The organism is Streptomyces sp. Pv4-95 (assembly GCF_045782725.1).
GTDB lineage: Bacteria > Actinomycetota > Actinomycetes > Streptomycetales > Streptomycetaceae > Streptomyces.
In genome coordinates this window covers 6200554-6219315 of record NZ_CP127172.1, presented here as the reverse complement: position 1 = coordinate 6219315, position 18762 = coordinate 6200554, and the positions used below count along the sequence as shown (strand labels likewise).

General features: G+C 74.5%; 17 protein-coding genes. 6 read left to right on the top strand and 11 right to left on the bottom strand.

Features of this window, described 5'->3' with window-relative positions; all coding sequences use genetic code 11:
- Positions 1-95: 95 nt before the first annotated feature.
- Complete coding sequence (locus QOM21_RS27225) at positions 96-827, bottom strand: VIT1/CCC1 transporter family protein (protein ID WP_407555848.1); 732 nt, start codon at positions 825-827, stop codon at positions 96-98.
- 504 nt (positions 828-1331) lie between these two features.
- On the opposite strand from QOM21_RS27225, the gene QOM21_RS27220 reads away from it, so the two are divergent.
- The 6 genes from QOM21_RS27220 (at position 1332) to QOM21_RS27195 (ending at position 9464) form a co-directional block, all read left to right on the top strand.
- Entirely contained in the window at positions 1332-2468 is a 1137-nt protein-coding gene (locus QOM21_RS27220) for an ADP-ribosylglycohydrolase family protein (RefSeq protein WP_407555847.1), read from the top strand.
- Between the two features lie 812 nt (positions 2469-3280).
- Positions 3281-4492, top strand: coding sequence for an ADP-ribosylglycohydrolase family protein (locus QOM21_RS27215; protein ID WP_407555845.1), 1212 nt, complete (start codon positions 3281-3283; stop codon positions 4490-4492).
- On the top strand, positions 4489-5703 hold the full coding sequence (locus QOM21_RS27210; RefSeq protein WP_407553639.1) for an ADP-ribosylglycohydrolase family protein: 1215 nt from the start codon (positions 4489-4491) through the stop codon (positions 5701-5703). The genes QOM21_RS27215 and QOM21_RS27210 overlap by 4 nt, the downstream gene beginning before the upstream one ends.
- A 101-nt stretch (positions 5704-5804) precedes the next feature.
- Positions 5805-7214 (top strand): ADP-ribosylglycohydrolase family protein, encoded by a 1410-nt coding sequence (locus tag QOM21_RS27205; protein WP_407555844.1) that lies wholly within the window; start codon positions 5805-5807, stop codon positions 7212-7214.
- The gene (locus QOM21_RS27200; protein ID WP_407553638.1) at positions 7189-8442 is read left to right on the top strand and encodes a CaiB/BaiF CoA transferase family protein; all 1254 of its coding nucleotides are present in this window, start codon (positions 7189-7191) and stop codon (positions 8440-8442) included. Before QOM21_RS27205 ends, QOM21_RS27200 begins: the two co-directional genes overlap by 26 nt.
- A complete protein-coding gene (locus tag QOM21_RS27195; RefSeq protein ID WP_407553637.1) occupies positions 8439-9464 on the top strand; it encodes an HpcH/HpaI aldolase/citrate lyase family protein in 1026 nt (341 codons plus the stop codon). The genes QOM21_RS27200 and QOM21_RS27195 overlap by 4 nt, the downstream gene beginning before the upstream one ends.
- A 97-nt stretch (positions 9465-9561) precedes the next feature.
- On the opposite strand, the gene lgt is transcribed toward QOM21_RS27195, so the two are convergent.
- The 10 genes from lgt to QOM21_RS27145 form a co-directional block, all read right to left on the bottom strand.
- Complete coding sequence (gene lgt, locus QOM21_RS27190) at positions 9562-10692, bottom strand: prolipoprotein diacylglyceryl transferase (protein ID WP_407553636.1); 1131 nt, start codon at positions 10690-10692, stop codon at positions 9562-9564.
- Between the two features lie 115 nt (positions 10693-10807).
- Complete coding sequence (locus QOM21_RS27185) at positions 10808-11617, bottom strand: thioredoxin domain-containing protein (protein ID WP_407553635.1); 810 nt, start codon at positions 11615-11617, stop codon at positions 10808-10810.
- A gap of 124 nt (positions 11618-11741) precedes the next feature.
- Positions 11742-12560 carry a tryptophan synthase subunit alpha gene (gene trpA, locus QOM21_RS27180; RefSeq protein ID WP_407553634.1) on the bottom strand — a complete coding sequence of 273 codons (819 nt, stop codon included), beginning with the start codon at positions 12558-12560 and terminating at the stop codon, positions 11742-11744.
- The gene (gene trpB, locus QOM21_RS27175) at positions 12560-13840 is read right to left on the bottom strand and encodes a tryptophan synthase subunit beta (protein WP_407553633.1); all 1281 of its coding nucleotides are present in this window, start codon (positions 13838-13840) and stop codon (positions 12560-12562) included. The genes trpA and trpB overlap by 1 nt, the downstream gene beginning before the upstream one ends.
- A gap of 286 nt (positions 13841-14126) precedes the next feature.
- Positions 14127-14366: a tryptophan biosynthesis modulator TrpM gene (gene trpM, locus QOM21_RS27170; RefSeq protein ID WP_407553632.1), complete on the bottom strand. Its 240-nt coding sequence runs from the start codon at positions 14364-14366 to the stop codon at positions 14127-14129.
- A 25-nt stretch (positions 14367-14391) separates the two neighbouring features.
- The gene (gene trpC / locus QOM21_RS27165) at positions 14392-15201 is read right to left on the bottom strand and encodes an indole-3-glycerol phosphate synthase TrpC (protein ID WP_393892331.1); all 810 of its coding nucleotides are present in this window, start codon (positions 15199-15201) and stop codon (positions 14392-14394) included.
- Between the two features lie 208 nt (positions 15202-15409).
- The gene (locus QOM21_RS27160) at positions 15410-15949 is read right to left on the bottom strand and encodes a DUF2752 domain-containing protein (RefSeq protein ID WP_407553631.1); all 540 of its coding nucleotides are present in this window, start codon (positions 15947-15949) and stop codon (positions 15410-15412) included.
- Between the two features lie 172 nt (positions 15950-16121).
- Positions 16122-16373 carry an HGxxPAAW family protein gene (locus tag QOM21_RS27155; protein ID WP_407553630.1) on the bottom strand — a complete coding sequence of 84 codons (252 nt, stop codon included), beginning with the start codon at positions 16371-16373 and terminating at the stop codon, positions 16122-16124.
- An 85-nt stretch (positions 16374-16458) separates the two neighbouring features.
- Positions 16459-17109, bottom strand: a complete 651-nt coding sequence (locus tag QOM21_RS27150; protein WP_407553629.1) for a TIGR02234 family membrane protein — start codon at positions 17107-17109, stop codon at positions 16459-16461.
- A gap of 111 nt (positions 17110-17220) precedes the next feature.
- Positions 17221-18756, bottom strand: coding sequence for an anthranilate synthase component I (locus QOM21_RS27145; RefSeq protein WP_407553628.1), 1536 nt, complete (start codon positions 18754-18756; stop codon positions 17221-17223).
- Positions 18757-18762 lie beyond the last annotated feature (6 nt).

The following is an 18762-nucleotide window of genomic DNA, read 5'->3' as shown; positions in this document are numbered from 1 at the left end:
CGACATTGCCCGCGACGCCTGGGCCTTATGCCCGGTCGTCAACAAATCGAAACCGCTGGGTAACGCGTTAATTATGCAGCCACCCGTATGACACGTCACCCTACGACGGTTCCGAACACCGCTCCCAGGATGTACGTCACACCTGCGGCGGCGCCACCCAGGGCCAATTGGCGGACACCGCTGAACCACCAGGAGCGCGCCGTCACCCGCGCCACGACCGCCCCGCAGGCGAACAGTCCGAGCAGCGCGAGAAGCACCGCGGGCCACAATGCGGAAGCGCCCAAAAGGTATGGAAGAACAGGCAAAAGGGCGCCAAGAGCAAATGATCCGAAGGAAGAAACCGCGGCGACGGTGGGCGACGGAAGGTCTGACGGGTCAATGCCCAATTCCTCGCGGGCATGAATTTCCAGCGCCTGGTCGGGATCCTTCGAGAGCTGCTCGGCCACCTGCCGGGCAAGGGCGGGCTCGACGCCGCGCGACTCGTACAGCGCGGCCAGCTCGTCCAGCTCGTCCTTGGGGTGCTTGCGCAGCTCGGTCCGCTCGATGTCCAGCTCCGCGAGCACCAGCTCCCGCTGCGAGGCGACGGAGGTGTACTCCCCCGCGGCCATCGAGAACGCTCCGGCGGCCAGCCCCGCGAGGCCGGTGATGATGATCGTCTGCTGCGACACGGCGCCGCCCGCGACACCCGTCATCAGCGCGAGGTTCGAGACCAGGCCGTCCATCGCGCCGAAGACGGCGGGGCGCAGCCAGCCACCGTTCACATCGCGGTGGGTGTGATTGTCACGGTGTGCGACATGCGTCGGCGCCGCGGCATCCATGATCTCCATGACGGACATTGAGGGACCTGCTCCCTTCCGCGAGGTGTGGGCCGATGGCGGCGCTTCCCCCTGCAACACCTCGAAGCTATGCGCGATCAACCCTCCTCCGCTAGCAAGGAAGGCCGTACTTACCCCGCTGACCTGCGGTTTTCTCGCGCGGTCGCGCGTGAGACGTGGGTCACAGGGCACTCCGGCGAAGCGGCCGGGCCGCGCGCCGGGTCCGCGTGAGCGATTCGACCGGGTGACCCTGCCGTCCCGGAGAGGAGAGCCGGGCCCCGGCGTGGCACGGATACACCGCAGCGGTCCGATGCGGGCCGGCGGTCCTCGTGCCGAAGGCTCGCCGCACGGCAGCGGTCCGACCCGCACGACAGAAGGGCACGCCCCATGAGCGCAGCGCACCCGCCGCCCGCGGAGTCCGACGTCGCCGACGGCGCGGGGGACGCGGGGGACGCAGCCCGCAACCGCGTACGCGACGGCGCCTGCGGCGCCCTGCTCGACCGGGCCCGCGGCGCGATGCTGGGGCTCGCCGTCGGGGACGCGCTCGGGGCCCCCGCCGAGAACATGAAGCCCTCCCAGATCCGCAGCCGATGGGGCCGTATCGAGGGCTACGTCGAGGACGATCCGGCCGGCACCGACGACACCGAGTACGCGATCTTCTCCGGGCTGCTGCTCGCCGCGCACGGCTCGGCGCTGACCGTCGCCCATGTCGAGGCGGCCTGGCACCAGTGGATCGCCGACCGCGACGAGGGACCCTTCCGCGGCGCCGGCTTCAGCGAGCGCGGCACCCTGGAGAACCTGCGGCGCGGTCTCGCCGCCCCCATCTCCGCGCAGCACCGGCACGCCTGGAGCGACGGACTGGCGATGCGGGCCGCTCCGTTCGGGGTGTTCGCCGCCGGGCGGCCCGCCGAGGCCGCCCGGCTGGTCGCCATCGACGGCACGGTCAGCCACGACGGCGAGGGGATCTACGGCGGACGGGCGGTCGCCGCCGGCGTCGCCGCGGCCATGGTCGCCCTTCCCCAAGGACCTTCGACGGGCTTCGCTCCGGGCGGGACCCCCAACCTCGACGCGGTGATCGCCGCCGCGCTCTCCGTCGTCCCCGAGGACTCCTGGACCGCCCGCTCGCTGCGTCGCGCCGTCGGCGCCGCCCAGCGGTCACGGCACGATCCGGGCATCACCCAGCTCGGCATCGAACGCGCGGTGCGCTCCGCGGTCGTGATCGGCGGCTACCCGTGGACGGATCTGGCCCCCGAGGCCGTCGGTCTGGCCTTCGGCGCCTTCGCCGCGGCCCGGGGCGACTTCACCGCCTCGGTGCTGACCGCGGTCAACATGGGCCGCGACGCCGACACCACGGCGGCCGTCGCGGGCGCCCTCGCCGGTGCCCTGACCGGCGCCGCCGCCATCCCCGAGACCTGGACCACCGCCATCGGCCCGGCCCGCGGCAGCTGTCTGCCGTCCATGGCGGGCTACCACGTCCTGGACATCGCCGAGCTGCTGGCGCCGAGGTCGACGGCGCCCGCGCAGGCGAGCGCCGCGGCTCCCACGGAGGCGCGTACGGCGGCATCCGGGGAAACAGAAGTGCCCCCGGCGGGCGCCCAGGACACCGAAGTCCGGACGAGGAGCGAGGCGGCCGCGGGGGTGGGAGCACGATGACCACCACCCGGCCAACGAGTGCCGCCGCGGCCACGGCGCCGACACCTGCGTCGGGCCCGGAGGATGCCACGGCGGCCGAGCAGTCGGCCGGTGAAGCGGCCTCCGCGGATGCTGGGCCCGCTGTCGGCCCGGCGCCCCTGCCGCAGGGTGGCTCCCCCGAGGCCACGGACGATGCGGACGACGCGAGCGGGACCGGCGAGGCGACCGCCCCCGTCACCGCGACCGGCTGCGACCGGGAGCGCCGCGTCTCACACCATCCCCTCTCCCCCGGCGAGCCGGGCGGCCCCGTCAACCCCGTCGGGCCGAGAACTCCCGGTGGCCCCGTCGCGCCCAGCGGGCCGGGGCAGCCCGGTGGGCCCGTAGGCCCTGCGGGGCCGAGCGGGCCGAGCGGGCCCGGCGGACCCGTGGGCCCGGTGCGGTCCGTCGGGCCTGCTCTGGCCTTCGCCGCCGGACTGCGGGACGGAAGGCGACGGGCGGGTGAGGTGCCAGGGGCGTCCGGCGCACGGGGCGCGCTCGATCTTCCGGGGTGCCGGCACACCGAAGGAACGAGCGCCGACGAAGCGCGGGCCACCGGGCCGGAGTGGGGGCGGCCCCCTGCCGCGTTCACCGCGCCGGACGCGGCGGGCCGGGTGGACGCACCGCGCGGGACGGCAGCGACGCGCACGGTGGACGGCAAGGCGGACCGGGGCGCCCGTCCGCGCGGCGAAGCAGGCCCGGGCAAGCGGCCGGACGAGGTCCCGAACGGGCCCGGAGCCGTCGCACCCGAGGGTGCGGACGACGGTGCGGGCGCCAGGACCGGCGGCCGTGCCCGGATCGAGGGGCTCTTGCTCGGGCTGGCCTCGGGGGACGCCGCGGGGTGGCCCGCGGCCAGACACCGGGCCGCCCGGATGCCCGAGTGGACCCGGCGGCTGACCCGGGAGCTGGACACCTTCGCCGAGCACAACGCCACCACCACCCTGCCGGTCCCGATCGCCCTCAACCAGCCCCCGGAGCCGCTGCGGCTCGGCCCGTCCGACGATGCGGAGTGGGCGGCCTTCACCGCCGAGTCGGTACTCACCGCCGCCGGGGCGCTGCTCAGTGACCTCGGCCGGGGTCGCAGGATGCGAGCGGCCATCGATCTCGCGTGGAACGCGCTGGCGAGCGAGGTGGCCGCGGCCGCCGACCGGGCCCCCGAGGTGGAGTCGGCGGTGCTGCCGCTACGGGCCCGGATCTCCGTACGGGCCGGGCTCGGCAACCTCGCCGCCGGGCTGCGGCCGCCCGCCACCGGCCACGACAATCCGCACTTCTTCGACGACGCCGCCTGTGTCAGGGCCGCCGTGCTGGCCGTCGTCCACCCGGGCGAGCCGTCCGCGGCCGCCGAACTCGCCGAGTACGACGCGCGTTACACGCAGGACGGCGACGGGGTGCACGGGGCACGCGCGATGGCCGCGGCGGTCGCGGCGGCGCTCGGCGGGGCGACGGTGCAGGCCTGCGTGGAGGCGGCGCTCGGCCAGCTTCCCGAGGGCACCGAGATCCGGCGCAACGCGCTGCACGCCGTCCGGCTCGCGCACGCCGTCGCCGCGGACCGTCCCGGCCGGCCCGGCAACGCCTTCGCCCTGGTGCCGGTGCTGGAGCACGAGATCGTCGACCACGTCTACAGCTACGGCATCGCCGCGGCCGAGACCGTGCCCGTCGCGCTCGCCCTGACGCTCGCGGCGGACGGACTGGTCTCCGAAGCGGTCCCGGCCGCCGCGTGTCTGTCCCGCGTCGCCGACTCCGCGCCCGCCCTCGCGGGCGCGCTGACCGGCGCGCTCGGTGACGTCCACGACCTGCCGCGCACCTGGCGGGACGCCTGCCGGGTGCTGTCCGGCTGCGCGCTGCCGCGGCTGGCCGGCACCGATCTCGTCGAACTCGCGAGGCTGCTCGCCGGTACGGAACTGACCGCCCCGGAAGCCGTCCCGGCACTCGCCGACGCCGTGGCCGCCCCTCTGGCGGCCACGGCACCCCTGTTCTCCCTCACCGTGGAAGGACCCGCCCGCCCATGACGTACACGACGCAGAACACGCCCCTCACGGCCGAGGTCACCGCCCCGGCCGCGGGCCCGGGGCCGGCGGCCCCGCCGCCTCTGGAGGACCGGGCGGCGGGGTGCCTGGTCGGTGCCGCCGTCGGCGACGCGCTCGGCGGGCCGGTCGAGGGCTGGACGCCGGACCAGATCGTGGCCCGGCACGGCGGCCGGGTGGAGGGCATCGTCGGGCCGTTCCACGAGGACTGGCGCACCGCGCGGCCCATCGCGCCGTACCACAAGGGCGACGGGCACGTCACCGACGACACCTTGATGACGCATGCGCTGGTGCGGGTCTACGAGACGGTGCGCGACCACCTCGACGCGTATGACATCGCCGACCATCTGGTGCCGGACCTGATCGGCACCCCGCGCTGGATCCCGGAGCTGGAGGCCGAGGCGCTGCCGCTGCAACGCATCTTCCTCGCCGAGAAGTGGATCGTGGCGCGGCTGCACTACGGGCATGTCGACCCGCGCGAGGCGGGCGTCGGAAACATCGTCAACTGCGGTGCGGCGATGTACATGGCGCCGGTGGGCATCGTCAACGCCGGCAATCCCGACCGGGCTTACGCCGAGGCGCTGGACATCGCGGCGACCCACCAGTCCTCCTACGGCCGGGAGGCCGCCGGTGTCTTCGCCGCCGCGGTGGCCGCGGCGTGCACACCGGACGCCACACCCGCCCGCATCGTCGAGCACGCGCTGCGGGTCGCCAAGGACGGCACCCGCGCGGCGATCGAGGCGGTCTGCGAGGCCGCCGTCCCCGACTCCGACTTCGAGTCGGCGCTGGCGCCGCTGCGGGCCGCCATCGCGCCCTTCGACACGGTGGGACCGGATTACCGCAACCCTTCCCTGGGCGCCCGCCGCCCGTCCCGGCTGCACGCCATCGAGGAACTGCCCGTCGCGCTGGGGATGGTGCTCGTCGGCGGTGGCGACTTCCGGCGCACCGTCCTCGGCGCCGTCAACTACGGCCGTGACTGCGACTCGATCGCGACGATGAGCGGTGCGCTGGTCGGCGCGCTGCACGGCGCTTCGGCCGTGCCGGACGACTGGAGCACCGAGGTCGCCCGCGCCAGCCGTCTGGACCTGCGGGCCCCGGCGGGTGCCCTGGCCGCGGTGGCCCGGGAGATCTTCGACCGCGACCAGGAGCGGCACCGGGCGCACGAGCGGGCGTTCGCGGCGCTCACGGCGACGTGATGACGCCCCGGCCGCAGGGACGTCCGCCGGGCGGCGTGGATGTCGCGCCCGCCGGGTACGGTCCGGCGCTGCGGGTGACATGGGTGCAGCCCGAGGACCTGATGGGGCATGAGCTGCGGCAGGCGGCCGAGGACGGGCGGGACGCCGCGGCCATCGCGCGCCGGTGGTACGCGGCGGGCGGCGCGCCGGCACCGGAGCGGGCCGGGGCGTCCGCCGGCCCCTGCCCCGCCTCCCTGCGTGCGCTCGCCTGCGACCTCCTCGACCAACTCGCCGCGCTGCCCTGCCCGTCGGCCCCCGACGAGCCCACCGACCTCGCGGGGATCGAGGCGGCGCGCCCGTGCGCGGTGGACGGCGCCACGGAGGCGGACGGCGCGCCCCGCCCGGCCGGCGGCGCCTCCGTGCAGCGGCTGGAAGCCGGCTGGCTGGGGCGGGCGGCCGGCTGCCTGCTCGGCAAGCCCGTCGAGAAGCTCCCGCTCCACGGGCTCAGGGCGCTCGCGCGGTCGACCGGGAACTGGCCGCTGACCTCGTGGTTCACCGAGGCCGGGCTCGACCCGGCGGTGGCCGCCCGCCACCCGTGGAACCGCCGCAGCCGGGCCACGTCACTGGCCGAGAACATCGACGGTATGCCCGAGGACGACGACCTCAACTACCCGCTCCTCGGACTGCTGCTCCTGGAACGCCACGGCCACGGCTTCGCCACCGCGGACGTCGCGCGGCTGTGGCTGGACGAGTTGCCCGCCGGCCGCACGTTCACCGCCGAACGCGTCGCGTACCGCAACCTCCTGGACGGCATCGAGCCGCCGCACACCGCCCGGTACCGCAACCCGTTCCGGGAGTGGATCGGTGCGCAGATCCGGGCCGATGTCTTCGGCTGGACGCATCCCGGCGATCCGGTGACCGCGGCGGAACTGGCCTGGCGGGACGCCACGCTCAGCCATACCGCGAACGGCGTGTACGCCGCGATGTTCACGGCCGCCGCCGTCGCCGCGGCCGCCGGCGGCAACGCCCGGGTGGACGACGTCCTGCGGGCCGGGCTCGGGGTGATCCCCGCGCGGTGCCGGCTCGCGCGGGCCGTCCGCTTCGGCATCGCGACGGCGCGCGCCGAGCCCACGGGCACACCGGCCGGCTTCGCCGACGTCGTCGACCGGCTGCACACCGCCTACGGACACCACCACTGGGTGCACGCCGTCCCGAACGCCGCGCTGCTCGCCGCCGCCCTCACGCATGCCGACGGCGACTTCGAGGGCTCCATCTGCCGTGCGGTGTCCGGAGGTTGGGACACCGATTCCAACGGCGCGACGGCCGGTTCCCTCACCGGACTGCTCGCGGGATCACCCGCCGCGCTGCCCGCCCGCTGGACGGCGCCGCTGCGCAACCGGCTCGCCACCGGTGTCGGCGGGCTGGACGGCATCGGCTTCGACACCCTCGCGGCGCGCACCGCCGCGCTCGCCGTCCGCCACACCGAACGACCGGAGGCCCCGCACCATGACCGACCCGTCCCTTTCCGGTGAGTCCGAGCCCGCGCCACGCCAGGACACCGCGCCCCGCCCCGCGTCCGGTCCGCTGAGCGGGCTCAGGGTGCTCGACCTCGCCACCCTGTTCGCGGGCCCGCTGGCCGCGACCATGCTCGGGGACTTCGGGGCCGAGGTGATCAAGGTCGAGCACCCCCGCAGGCCCGACCCGTCGCGCGGCCACGGCCCCGCCAAGGACGGCGTCGGCCTGTGGTGGAAGCTGCTGGGCCGCAACAAGAAGACGGTCACCGCCGATCTCTCCCGGCCCGGCGGCCGGGCGGTGCTGCTCCGGCTCGCCGCCGAGGCGGACGTAGTGATCGAGAACTTCCGCCCCGGCACCCTGGAGAAGTGGGACCTGGGCTGGGAGGAGCTGTCCGCCGTCAACCCGCGCCTGGTGCTGACCCGGGTCACCGGGTTCGGGCAGTTCGGCCCGTACGCCCGGCGCCCCGGTTTCGGCACCCTCGCCGAGGCGATGAGCGGTTTCGCGGCGGTCACCGGCGAGCCGGACGGGCCGCCGACCCTGCCGCCGTTCGGGCTCGCCGACTCCATCGCCGCGCTCACCACGGCGTACGCGGTGATGGCCGCACTGCGCGGACGGGACACCACCGGCCGGGGCCAGGTCGTCGACATGGCCATCATCGAACCGATGCTGGCGGTCCTCGGGCCGCAGTCCCTCTGGTACGACCAGCTCGGCTATGTGCAGCCGCGCACCGGCAACCGCTCCACCAACAACGCGCCCCGCAACACCTACCGCACCGCGGACGGCTCCTGGGTGGCGGTGTCCACCTCGGCGCAGTCCATCGCCGAGCGGGTACTGCGGCTGGTCGGCCGGCCGGACGTGATCGACGAACCCTGGTTCGCGACCGGAGCGGGCCGGGCCGCGCACGCCGAGACCCTGGACGCGGCGGTCGGCGACTGGATCGCCCGCCACGACCGCGCCGAGGTGACCGCCGCCTTCGAGAAGGCCGAGGCCGCCGTCGCACCCGTCTACGACATCCGGGACGTGATGGCGGACGCGCAGTACCAGGCGCTGGGCTCCATCACCGAGGTGCCCGACGAGGAACTGGGCACACTGCGGATGCAGAACGTGCTCTTCCGGCTCTCCGAGACGCCCGGAGCCATCCGCTGGGCGGGCCGCCCGCACGGCGCGAACACCGACGAGGTGCTGACCGGGCTCGGGATGACCGGCACGGAGATCGCCGAGCTGCGGGCGGCCGGTGCCCTGTGACCGCCGCCCCGCAGGACGCCCAGAACCCTCCCCCCACCGTGGTGCTGACCTGGCTGTACGTCCCCGGTGACCGCCCCGAGGTGGTCACCAAGGCACTCGGCTGCGGCGCCGACGTGGTCCTGGTGGACCTGGAGGACGCGGTCTCGCCTGACCGCAAGGACTATGCGCTGCGGGCCACCGCGGAGCTGCTGAGCGATGCGGCGCCGGGACCGGTGCCGGTGCACGTACGCGTCAATGCCCTGGACGGTCCACGCGCCGAAACCGAGATCCGCACCCTCGCCGCGCTGCCGGGGCTGGCCGGTCTGCGACTGCCCAAAGTGCGGGGACCCGCCGACGTCCTCCGGGCCGTCGACTGGGCCACGACGTCCCCGACCGCCTCACCGGTCCCCTACGCCCCGGAACTCTCGGCCCGTCGCATCGCGCGGCGCACCCTCGTGGGCCCTCCCCCCACCGGCCCCACCACCACGGGCAGCAGCACCGCCACCCTCGCCGCGCCCCCCGAACGCCGCTCCTCGCCGGGCGCGGCCCGGACCCCCGCCCTGCACGCCCTGCTGGAGTCCGCGCTGGGCGTCGAGCACGCCTTCGCGATCGCCACCGCGCACCCCGCGGTGCGCGGTATCGCCCTCGGGGAGGCCGACCTCGCCGCGGAACTGCGACTGCGGGACGAGACGGGGCTGACCTGGGCCCGCGGCCGGACGGTGAACGCCGCCCGCGCCGCCGGCCTGGCCCCGCCCCCGCAGTCGGTCTACCGCGACATCCGTGACCTGGACGGCCTGGCCCGGTCCTGCGCACACGGCCGCGCCCTGGGCTTCCTGGGCAGGGCGGCGATCCACCCCCGCCAGCTGCCGGTCATCGAGTCCGCTCACCTGCCCGGCCCGGAGGAGATCGAAGCCGCGGAGGAGATCGTGCGGGCCGCCGCGACGGACGCCGGGGCGCTCGCCCTGCCGGACGGCCGGTTCGTCGACGCGGCGGTGGTCGCGGGCGCCCGGCAGGTGCTGGCCCTGGCGGGCCGCCGCCGCTGAGACCGCCGTACGACGAAGCGCCGGGCGGACTCGACACTGCGAGTCCGCCCGGCGCTCTCCGGCAGGCGTACGGCCGCGTCGCGCGCGGCCGCGGTCGTCAGGACTTCTTCGTGCTGCCGCTCCCGGCGGGCTTCGCCGCATCCGCGGGGGCGTCCGGCCCCTGCGGCGCGTCGTCGCCGGTGGCCCCGGTGGAGCCGTCGGCGTCGGACTCCTCGGCGGCGGACTCCTCGGCCTCGGACTGCCCGGCCTCGGGCTTCTCCTCGGCCGGCTCCTCCGCCTCAGCGGTGTCGGCCCCGGCGTCCGCGGCGCTCTTCGGCTCGGTCTTCGGCTCCGCCTGCTTCTCGACGGAGACCTTGTCGCCGTCCGCGCCGTCAGCGGCGTCCGCGGCCTGCGCACCGGCCTCGGCCTGCGCCAGCGGCTCGACGACCGCCTCACGCCCGGGCGCCCTCTTGGCGGAGACCACCAGGTAGGCGACCGCGCACAGGAAGACGATCAGCGCGGTCCAGACGTTCAGCCGCATGCCCAGGATGTGGTGCGCCTCGTCGACGCGCATGTACTCGATCCAGGCGCGGCCCGCGCAGTAGGCGGCGACGTAGAGCGCGAAGACCCGGCCGTGGCCCATCTTGAAGCGCTTGTCGGCCCAGATCACCAGCAGCGCGACACCGATGCACCACAGGGACTCGTAGAGGAAGGTGGGGTGGTAGGTGCCGCCGACCCGGCCGATCGCGGGGTCGGAGCTGATCTCCAGCGCCCACGGCACGTCCGTGGCGCGGCCGTAGAGCTCCTGGTTGAACCAGTTGCCCCAGCGGCCGATCGCCTGCCCGAGAGCGAGGCCGGGCGCCAGCGCGTCGGCGTAGGCGGGCAGCGGGATGCCCCGTCGGCGGCAGCCGATCCAGGCGCCGACCGCGCCGAGCGCGACCGCGCCCCAGATCCCGAGGCCGCCTTCCCACACCTTGAAGGCGTCGAGGGGGTGGCCGCCCTCGCCGAAGTACGGCTCGTACGTCGTGATGACGTGGTAGAGGCGTCCACCGACGAGCCCGAAGGGCACGGCCCACACGGCGATGTCCGCGACGGTCCCGGAGCGGCCACCGCGCTGGATCCAGCGCTTGTTGCCGAGCCAGACGCCGATGAAGACGCCGATGATGATGCAGAATGCGTAGCCGCGCAGCGGGATCGGGCCGAGATGTACGACACCGGTCGACGGGCTGGGAATGAATGCGAGGTCCATGGCAGGGTCGACGCTACCGCGCCGGGCGGGGTCGGCGACAACCCACCCGGCTACGGCTCCGTAACGACCCCGCCGTTCCACGCCAGGACACTGCGCGTGCGGAGCCCGCCGGACGTCAGGACACGGGCACCGATCCGGTGCCGGGCTTCTTCGCCTTGCCGGTGCCCTGCACCGCCTTCTTGAGGTCCGCCGGGGTGAACCGGCCGCCCTTGGCCTTGGCCAGGTCCTTGCCGTCGAGCAGCACGGTCGGTGTGCCGCGGTAACCGGAGGTGGCGAAGGCGGAGTTGGACTTCTGCACGAAGCCGTCGTAGGTGCCTTCGTTGACGCACCGGGTGAAGTTGTCGGTCACCAGCCCCTTGACCTTGCCCGCCAGTTGGATCAGGTGCTTCTTGTCGGCGAACTTGTCCTGCGGCTCGGGCGGCTGGTTCGAGTAGAGGACGTCGTGGTAATCGCGGAACTTCCCGGTGTCCTGGGCGCAGAGTGCCGCGTTGGCGGCGTTGAGGGACCCCTTGCCGCCGACGTTGCCGTCGATGATCGTCGCGAGGTGGTACTCGGTCTTCATCCGGCCGGAGTCCTCCAACTCGTGGATGACCGAGCGGAAACCGGTCTCGAACTGCTGGCAGGCGGGGCAGCGGAAGTCCTCCCAGACCGTGAGAGTCGAGGGGGCGTTGACCGCGCCGACCGTGACGGCCGGCTTGTCCCCGTCGGCGGCCGCCTTCGGGACCGCCATCTTGGCGTCGGTGGTGTCCTCGCCTCCCATGGCGGACGCCCAGACCGCTACGCCGCCGGCGATCGCCAGCACCGCGACGACCGATCCGGCGACGATCGCCTGACGGCCGCGCCGGGCGCGCGCCTTTTCCTTCTCACGCTGTGCCTGCAGCCGCTCGCGGGCGCTGCTCTTTGCCTCAAGGTTCTTTTGGCTCACACTCCTGGACAACGAAGCGGAGGGGTGCCGCTGCACCCCTCCGCACCGTTTTTCGCCCCTTTGGGGGATGGCTCGACCGACTGCACGCACCCACCCGCACGGATGGGCGTACATGCCTACGGCCCTATGCGCGCCTGCGCACGCCCTCTGCCAGTTCGCCCGCCAGGGCCCGGACGCCGGCGAGACCCGCCGTGAGGTCGCCGTCCTCCTCCAGCAGGCGCTTGACGAACGCGGACCCGACGATCACACCGTCCGCGAACCGGGCCACCTCGGCGGCCTGTTCGGGGTTGGAGACGCCCAGGCCGACACAGACCGGCAGGTCGGTGGTGGCGCGGGTGCGGGTGACCAGCTCCTCCGCCTGGCGGCCGACCGACACGCGGGTGCCGGTGACGCCCATCAGCGAGGCGGCGTAGACGAACCCGCTGCCCGCCGCGGTGATCTTGGCGAGGCGCTCGTCGCGGCTGCTCGGCGCGACCACGAAGACCGTGGCCAGCCCGTGCTGCTCGGCGGCCTTGCGCCACACCTCGGACTCCTCGACCGGCAGGTCCGGCAGGATGCAGCCGGCGCCGCCGGCCTCGGCGAGATCGGCGGCGAACCGCTCGACGCCGTAGCGGTCGACGGGGTTCCAGTACGTCATGCACAGCACCGGCGCGCCCGTGGCGGCGTGCACCTCACCGACCGTGCGGATCACATCGACGATCTTCACGCCGCCGCGCAACGCGATGTCGTCCGCGGTCTGGATCACCGGCCCGTCCAGGACCGGGTCGCTGTGCGGCAGCCCGACCTCGACGATGTCGCAGCCGCCGTCCAGCATCTCGGTCATCGCCCGTACGCCGCCGTCCACGGTCGGGAAGCCCGCCGGGAGGTAGCCGACGAGCGCGGCGCGGTTCTCCGCGCGGGCCGCGGCCAGCACCGAGTTCAGCAGTTCGATGTTGCCTGCCATCACTTCTCACCTTCGCCCGTGGGGCGGACGACGCCGTCCACGTCGGCTTCGCCCTTGTCGTCGTACAGCCCGAAGTACCGGGCGGCGGTGTCCATGTCCTTGTCACCGCGGCCGGAGAGGTTCACCAGCAGCAGGCCCTCGGGGCCCAGCTCGCGGCCCAGCTCCAGGGCGCCGGCCAGTGCGTGCGCGCTCTCGATGGCCGGAATGATGCCCTCGGTCTGCGACAGCAGTCGCAGGGCCTGCATCGCCCCGTCGTCGGTGACGGCGCGGTACTCGGCCCGGCCGACGTCCTTGAGGTAGGCGTGCTCGGGGCCGATGCCCGGGTAGTCCAGGCCGGCCGAGATGGAGTACGGCTCGGTGATCTGGCCGTCCTCGTCCTGCAGGACGTAGCTGCGGGAGCCGTGCAGGATGCCGGGGGTGCCCTCGGTGAGGGTGGCCGCGTGCTCGCCGGTCTCGACGCCGTGGCCGCCCGGCTCGCAGCCGACCAGCCGGACGCTCTCGTCGTCGAGGAAGGCGTGGAAGAGGCCGATGGCGTTGGAGCCGCCGCCTACGCAGGCCACGGCGGCGTCGGGCAGGCGGCCGGTGCGCTCCAGGAGCTGGCGGCGCGCCTCGACCCCGATGACGCGGTGGAAGTCGCGGACCAGGGCGGGGAAGGGGTGGGGGCCCGCGACCGTGCCGAAGAGGTAGTGGGTGCGGTCGACGTTGGCGACCCAGTCCCGGAACGCCTCGTTGATGGCGTCCTTGAGGGTGCGGCTGCCGGACTTCACGGCGATGACCTCGGCGCCGAGCATCCGCATCCGGGCGACGTTGAGCGCTTGGCGCTCGGTGTCGATCTCGCCCATGTAGATGGTGCATTCGAGGCCGAAGAGGGCACAGGCCGTCGCGGTGGCGACGCCGTGCTGGCCGGCGCCGGTCTCGGCGATGACGCGGGTCTTGCCCATCCGCTTGGTGAGCAGCGCCTGGCCCAGCACGTTGTTGATCTTGTGCGAGCCGGTGTGGTTGAGGTCCTCGCGCTTGAGGAACACCCGCGCGCCACCGGCGTGTTCGGCGAACCGCGGCACCTCGGTGAGCGCGCTGGGCCGCCCGGTGTAGTTGACCATCAGGTCGTTGAGCTCGGCCACGAACGCGGGGTCGGCCTTGGCCTTCTCGTACTCCGCGGCGACCTCGTCGACCGCGGCGACCAGCGCCTCGGGGATGAACTTGCCGCCGAAGGCACCGAAGTAGCCCTCGGGGCTCGGCACACGACCCTCGGGGTCGGGAAGGAAGAAATCGGAGGACATCTGACGCACTCCTAGGCCGGGGCAGTCGCCCCGGAAGTCCGGTTATGTCGGGATGTGGGCATCACGGTATGCGTCGCACGCGGGCGTCGTTCGCTGCCACCGCGGAGCCTGTGGGCCGGTGTAATGAACGGCTCGTACAGGGCGGGGGTGCGGGGCGGCAGCGCCGTACGCCGCGTCGGCCAGGGGCACGGTGCCGCCGTCATGGGTCGACGGGCGGCGGCCGGGGAGGCGGCAGGCGGTCATCGGACCGCCGCTCCCTCCGGCCTGTGCGTGCGGGGCCGGCGCGTCAGCGCGCGGACCCCGGTCGCCATCGCATGCCGTTGATCTGCCCCGGCTCGGAGCCGATGTGGTACCTGACCCGGCGGCCGTGGACACGGCGGGCGGGCGCCCGGCAGCCGCGCGGCCGGCAGCCGCGGACGAGGGCCGGGTAGGGGGCACGGGCGCCACCCGCCGCGGCGCGCACGCCGACCGGGCCCGGGTGGGGTCCCCGGGCCTGACGGCGGATGCCTGCGGTGGTGGCGGTCATGTCGGTGTCCGCGTACTCCGGCCGCTCAGGACCGGCCGTGGCGGATCGCCGGGTGCGAGCCCGCGGCGACCAGGTCGGCGACGGCGGTCTTGGGGTCCTTGCCGGTGACCAGCGACTCGCCGACCAGGACGGCGTCCGCGCCGTCGTTGGCGTATGCGATCAGGTCGTGCGGCCCGCGCACGCCGGACTCGGCGATCTTGACGATGTGGTCGGGGATCTCGGGGGCGATCCGGGCGAAGTTGCCGCGGTCGACCTCAAGGGTCTTGAGGTTGCGGGCGTTGACACCGATGATCCGGGCGCCGGCGTCGACCGCGCGGGCGGCCTCCTCCTCGTCGTGCACCTCGACCAGCGGCGTCAGGCCGATCGACTCGGCGCGCTCGATCAGCGAGACGAGCGCCTCCTGCTCCAGCGCGGAGACGATCAGCAGCGCGAGGTCGGCGCCGTAGGCACGGGCCTCCCAGAGCTGGTAGGCGGTGACGATGAAGTCCTTGCGCAGGACCGGGATGTCGACCCTCGCGCGGACCGCTTCGAGGTCGGCCAGCGAGCCGCCGAAGCGGCGCTGCTCGGTGAGGACGGAGATGACCGCCGCACCGCCCGCTTCGTAGTCGGCGGCGAGCCCGGCGGGGTCGGCGATCGCGGCGAGCGCGCCCTTGGAGGGGCTGGAGCGCTTCACCTCGCAGATCACCGTGACGCTGTCGCCCTTGAGCGCGGCGACGCCGTCCTTGGCCGGCCGTGCCTTCTGCGCCCGGTCCTTGAGCTCGTCGAGGCCGACGCGTGCCTGCCGCTCGGCGAGGTCGGCGCGGACTCCGTCGATGATCTCGTCGAGCACACTCACGCGAGCGGCCTCCTTCTTGAACGGTGGAGGTGGACAGTGACCCTCGGGGCGAGAATCCGTCCCAGCAGGCACTCCGATGGTATCCGCCGCGGGGCGCAGGTCCCGCATCCGGTTGACGGTGGTCCCACAACCTGGACATCCGCGGGCTCCGTCCGGCGTGCGGAGCGGCCGGGGAGGGCGGAGCGGCGCGGAGGGCGCGGACGGCCGGTCACGGGATCAGCCCGGTGCCGAAGGGCAGATTGCGCAGGACCGTGAAGGCCAGGGCCAGCCCGCCCAGAGCCCACCAGTGCCCGGCGCGCGGGCGGGGGCCCAGGGTGGGGCGTCCGCGTGCCGCACGGGCCAGCCAGGCCGCCAGGAAGAGCGCGAAGGCGGCGTAGCCCGCCACGGCGAGGGCGTTGGCGCCCAGCGCGGCCACGAGGTCGCCGTGTGCGACCGCGTACGCGCTGCGCAGCCCTCCGCAGGCCGGGCAGTAGATGCCGGTGAGGTGCAGCAGCGGGCAGACCGGGTAGTGGCCGGGCTCGTGCGGGTCGACAGCGCCGACGTAGGCGAAGGCGGCGGTAGCGGCGGCGAGAGTGCCCAGAGGGGCCGCCAGGCGGCGCTGCGGGCTCCGGCGCGCGGCCGTACGGGCACCGGCCGGGGGGTCCTCGCTCGCGGCCGGGGGCCTGCCGGGAGGTCCGGCTGCCGGGCGGGCGTCCCACCGGGCAGCAGGCGGGGCTCCCGGTCCGATCCGGTCCGCGCGCTCGCTCACGCTGCCGATTGTGCTGCGGCATGCGCGAAGGCGCAGCTTCTCGGCCGCCGTACGGGGGTGGCACGGACGGCGGGTACGGCACGAGGCGTGCGTACGGGCCGGGAAGCGGCGCCTTCGGGGGTACTGCCGGGTGGCGCCGGGATCCGGCGCCACGGAGGAGTGGGAGGAGAGGTCAGCCCTCCTGGGGCTGCGCCTTCGCCGCCGTCGCCGCGCGCGGCGCGGCCGAGCGCTTGGGGGCGTCGCCCAGGCCGGCCATGCGCATCAGGCCGCCGACCACGGCGCCGAGGCCGATCAGGGCCATGCCGGCCCAGAAACCGGGCACGTTCGCCAGCACGATGAAGGCACCCGCGACGCAGAAGCCGATGAACGAGATGATGACGCCGGTCCAGGCGGCGGGGGTGTGTCCGTGGCCACTGCTCGACATGAATGCTCCTCGTTGCTCTTTCGCGCCGGGGTCGGGGCGCGGTGATCCTCGGCGTCCATTGTCACCGATGCCGCGGGGCACGCGGTTACCGGGTGGGGTCCTCGCCGCGGTCCAGGGACTTCCAGATCTCCTCCGGCCGGTCCAGGTCCGGCGCTGCCGGGGCGCGGCGCGGACCGCGGCCGCCGCCCGGCGTCCGCTCGTAACGGCCCGACATCGCAGGCCAGTAGCGGCCGTGAAGCAGTGCGAGCACCCCGGCGATCAGCAGCAGCACACCGCCGGCGGCGGCCACCCAGGGCCACAGGGTGTGCGTGACGTGATGCACATCGGTTCCGGTCAGGCCGACGGCGGTGGCGGCCTTCTCCCGCAGCGCCGAGGTGTCGGAGTTGCCGAGCACGGCGGCGACGACGGTGCCCAGGCCGCTGAGCGCGAGCAGCGCGGCGACCGCGATCCGGCCCGCGCGGCGCACCGCGAAGACGGCCACCAGCGCGGCCAGGCCGACGACGGCGAGCGCGCCGGGCACGCCCGTCACATCGCTGCCGGTCACGCGGCGCGGCAGCTCTCCCTGGGCGAGGACAGCGGTGCCCTCGGCCCAGGTGCGGCCTGAGGAGAGCAGCGCGAGGCCGGCGCCCAACGCGCCGGCCAGCAGCGCGAGGGCGAGGCTGCGCCGGGCGCTGCCGGGCGCGGCCGGCGCGGGCGCGGGCTCGGCGTCTGTACGGGGCTGGGATACGGCACTCACGCGTACCACTATCGCGCACCGCGGGGTGGGGGCCGCCGCGCGGGGGTGCGTGCGACGGATTCCGCGGCGCCGACCGTGCCCCTGGCGGGTGACGGGGAGCGCGAGGCGCCGCTACGTCGCCATGCGGTTCGCGGTGTGCACCGCGCGGAGGACCGCGGCGGCCTTGTTGCGGCACTCGGTGTCCTCCGCGACCGGGTCGGAGTCGGCGACGATGCCGGCGCCCGCCTGGACGTAGGCGGTGCCGTCCCGCAGCAGGGCGGTGCGGATCGCGATGGCGGTGTCGGAGTCCCCGGCGAAGTCGAGGTAGCCGACGCAGCCGCCGTAGACGCCGCGACGGGTCGGCTCCAGCTCCTCGATGATCTGCAGGGCCCGCGGCTTGGGGGCACCGGAGAGGGTGCCGGCGGGGAAGCAGGCGGTGAGCACGTCGAAGGCGGTGCGGCCCGCGCCGACCTGCCCGGTGACGGTGGAGACGATGTGCATGACGTGGCTGTAGCGCTCCACGGACATGAAGTCGACGACCTCGACACTGCCGGGCTCGCAGACCCGGCCGAGGTCGTTGCGGCCCAGGTCGACGAGCATCAGGTGCTCGGCGCGCTCCTTGGGGTCGGCCATCAGCTCGTCCGCGAGCGCCTGGTCCTCCTGGACGGTCGCGCCGCGCGGGCGGGTGCCCGCGATGGGGTGCACCATCGCCCGGCCGTCCTCGACCTTCACCAGCGCCTCGGGGCTGGAGCCGACCACGTCGAAGGCGCCCCCGTCACCGCCCTCGAAGCGGAAGAGGTACATGTACGGGCTGGGGTTGGTGGCACGCAGCACGCGGTAGACGTCCAACGCGCTTGCGGTGCAGGGGGTTTCGAACCGCTGGGAGGGCACGACCTGGAATGCCTCGCCGGCCCGGATCCGCTCCTTGATGTCCTCGACGACCTCCTGGAACTCCTCGCCGCCCCACTTCGCGGTGTACGGGGGCACCTCGGAGGGCGGCAGGGCCGCGGCGCTCGCGGGCGCGGGGCGGGCGAGGTCGTCGGCCATGGTGTCGAGCCGGGCGACCGCGTCGGCGTACGCCTCGTCGATGCCGGTGTCGAGGTCGTTGTGGTTGATCGCGTTGGCGATCAGCAGGACCGTGCCGTTCCAGTGGTCCAGGACCGCGAGGTCGGAGGTGAGCAGCATGGTCAGCTCGGGCAGCCGGAGGTCGTCGGTGGTGTGGTCACCGATCTTCTCCAGCCGGCGCACGATGTCGTAGCCGAGGTAGCCGACCATGCCGCCGGTGAACGGCGGCAGGCCCGCGCCCTCGATGAGGTCGCGCGGGGTGTGCAGGGCCTCGACGGTGGCGCGCAGGGCGGCCAGCGGGTCGCCGTCGGTGGGCACGCCGACCGGCGGGGTCCCCAGCCAGTGCGCCCGGCCGTCGCGCGCGGTGAGCGTCGCGGCGCTGCGCACGCCGATGAAGGAGTAGCGCGACCACGTCCGGCCGTTCTCCGCGGACTCCAGCAGGAAGGTTCCGGGGCGCTCGGCCGCGAGTTTTCTGTAGAGCCCCACCGGGGTGTCGCCGTCCGCCAGCAGGCGCCGGGTGACGGGGATGACCCGCCGGTCCTTGGCGAGGGTGCGGAAGGTGTCGAGGTCCGGAGTGGCGGTGCCGGTGGTTCCCGTGGTCATGGGAGC

Coding starts and splice junctions, on each gene's coding strand:
- trpM (WP_407553632.1), bottom strand. CDS start 14,366: ATGACCGCCACCACCGCAGGCATCCGCCGTCAGGCCCGGGGACCCCAC.
- QOM21_RS27225 (WP_407555848.1), bottom strand. CDS start 827: ATGGAGATCATGGATGCCGCGGCGCCGACGCATGTCGCACACCGTGAC.
- trpB (WP_407553633.1), bottom strand. CDS start 13,840: ATGTCCTCCGATTTCTTCCTTCCCGACCCCGAGGGTCGTGTGCCGAGC.
- trpA (WP_407553634.1), bottom strand. CDS start 12,560: ATGGCAGGCAACATCGAACTGCTGAACTCGGTGCTGGCCGCGGCCCGC.
- QOM21_RS27205 (WP_407555844.1), top strand. CDS start 5,805: ATGGGGCATGAGCTGCGGCAGGCGGCCGAGGACGGGCGGGACGCCGCG.
- QOM21_RS27145 (WP_407553628.1), bottom strand. CDS start 18,756: ATGACCACGGGAACCACCGGCACCGCCACTCCGGACCTCGACACCTTC.
- QOM21_RS27200 (WP_407553638.1), top strand. CDS start 7,189: ATGACCGACCCGTCCCTTTCCGGTGAGTCCGAGCCCGCGCCACGCCAG.
- QOM21_RS27210 (WP_407553639.1), top strand. CDS start 4,489: ATGACGTACACGACGCAGAACACGCCCCTCACGGCCGAGGTCACCGCC.
- QOM21_RS27220 (WP_407555847.1), top strand. CDS start 1,332: ATGCTGGGGCTCGCCGTCGGGGACGCGCTCGGGGCCCCCGCCGAGAAC.
- lgt (WP_407553636.1), bottom strand. CDS start 10,692: ATGGACCTCGCATTCATTCCCAGCCCGTCGACCGGTGTCGTACATCTC.
- QOM21_RS27155 (WP_407553630.1), bottom strand. CDS start 16,373: ATGTCGAGCAGTGGCCACGGACACACCCCCGCCGCCTGGACCGGCGTC.